At 64.3% G+C, this 1690-nt stretch carries 1 protein-coding gene; it reads left to right on the top strand.

Translation table 11 applies throughout. The annotated features are described in order from the left end of the window. On the top strand, positions 1-1690 hold a 1690-nt coding region (locus ACH2EI_RS21265), incomplete at both ends, for a ribonuclease H-like domain-containing protein (protein ID WP_395161501.1).

Genomic DNA, 1690 nt, shown 5'->3' with positions numbered 1-1690 from the left:
GCGCACTTGGCAAGCTGATGGGCCGCTACGGCACACGCGAAGCCGAGCTGGACGACTTGTTGCGCGGTGGCGTGTTCGTCGACCTGTACCGAGTCGTGCGCCAAGCCCTTGTCATTGGCTCACCGTCGTATTCGTTGAAGAAGCTTGAGCCCCTCTACATGGAGGCCCGGACCGGCGAGATCGTCGACGCCGGTTCCAGCATCGTCGAGTACGAGCGATGGCTACAGACCGGCGACCAACAGATCCTCGACGACATCGAGGCGTACAACCGTGATGATGTCGAGTCGACGTGGCGGCTGCGCGACTGGCTGGAAGAGCGACGCCAGGAACTGATCGCTGCTGGTGAGGTGGTCGATCGACCTGCACGTCGAGCAACTGCGGGGGACGAAAAGGAACCGGCTGAGTTTGAGCGCGACGAGGACGTTCTCGCCGATCGGCTGCTCAATGGTCGCGTCGACCCACCGACCGAGGCCGACGATGAGGACACGCGCGCCCGTTGGCTGATGGCCCACTTGCTGCGATGGCACCGACGGGAGGACAAGCCCGAGTGGTGGCGCTACTTCGACCGAATACTGAACTGCGACGAAGCGGACCTTCTCGCCGACACCGAAGCCATCGCCGGGTTGAGCGTGGCAGGTGAACCAACGCCAGACAAGAGATCCCTCACCTGGCACTACGCATTCGATCCCGACCAAGAACACAAGCTCCCCGTCGGGAAGCAAGTGCTCGACCCGGCGACTGCGCGAACGAGGTATCAGACCGGGAGTGGACCCCCGGGACCGGGGACGCTCGTGAGCATCGATCACGCACGTGGCACTCTGAGTCTGCGCCGCGGTGCCACATCGGCAGCCCCCCACCCAACCGCTCTCATTCCGGCTGGTCCAATCCGCACCGCCGAGCAACGGTCCTCGCTGCAACGGGTGGCCGCAGCGCTGGTCGAGCACGGTATCGATGGGCCCGGGCCAGCCGAGGCAGCTCGCCAGTTCCTTGCTGGCCGTCCGCCCAGGGTGAACGGCGGCGGACGCCAGGGAGATTCTCTACGAGTCGATGGCGAATCGGCGCTCGACGCTGCAGTGCGGCTTGCGTTGACGCTCGACCGTTCATTTCTGCCGATCCAAGGTCCTCCGGGTTCGGGCAAGACCTTCACAGCGGCGCGAGTCATCATCGCTCTCGTGGGCGCCGGGCGGAAGGTTGGGATCACCGCGAACAGCCATGCCGTCATCGGCAACCTCCTCAAGGAGGTCGCCGAACAGGCCTCCGAGCAAGGCGTCGGATTGCGAGCGATCCAGAAGGTCTCCGACACAGCGGACGGCTTCAGCCACCCTTCGGTGCAGATCACCACGAAGAATGAAGATGTTGAGAGTGCTTTGTCGGGCGGTGCCGTTGATGTGGTCGCTGGTACCGGGTGGTTGTTCGCGAAAGCGGGGATGACCGAGGCGGTCGACACGCTCGTGATCGACGAAGCTGGCCAGCTCTCCCTGGCCAACGTGCTCGCCGTTGCCCCAGCCGCATCGAACCTGATCTTGGTGGGCGACCCACGGCAACTCGCTCAGCCCTCCAAGGGAACCCACCCAGCAGGTGCGGAGGCCTCGGGACTCGACCATGTTCTCGGCGGCGAGGCGACGATGCCAAGTCATCTCGGCCTGTTCCTCGATCGAAGCTGGCGAATGCACCCGGATATTTGTGGATT

It is taken from the genome of Ilumatobacter sp. (assembly GCF_041688325.1).
Classification (GTDB): domain Bacteria; phylum Actinomycetota; class Acidimicrobiia; order Acidimicrobiales; family Ilumatobacteraceae; genus Ilumatobacter_A.
Note: the sequence above shows the minus strand (reverse complement) of the source record. Positions and strands in the feature narration are given on the sequence as shown.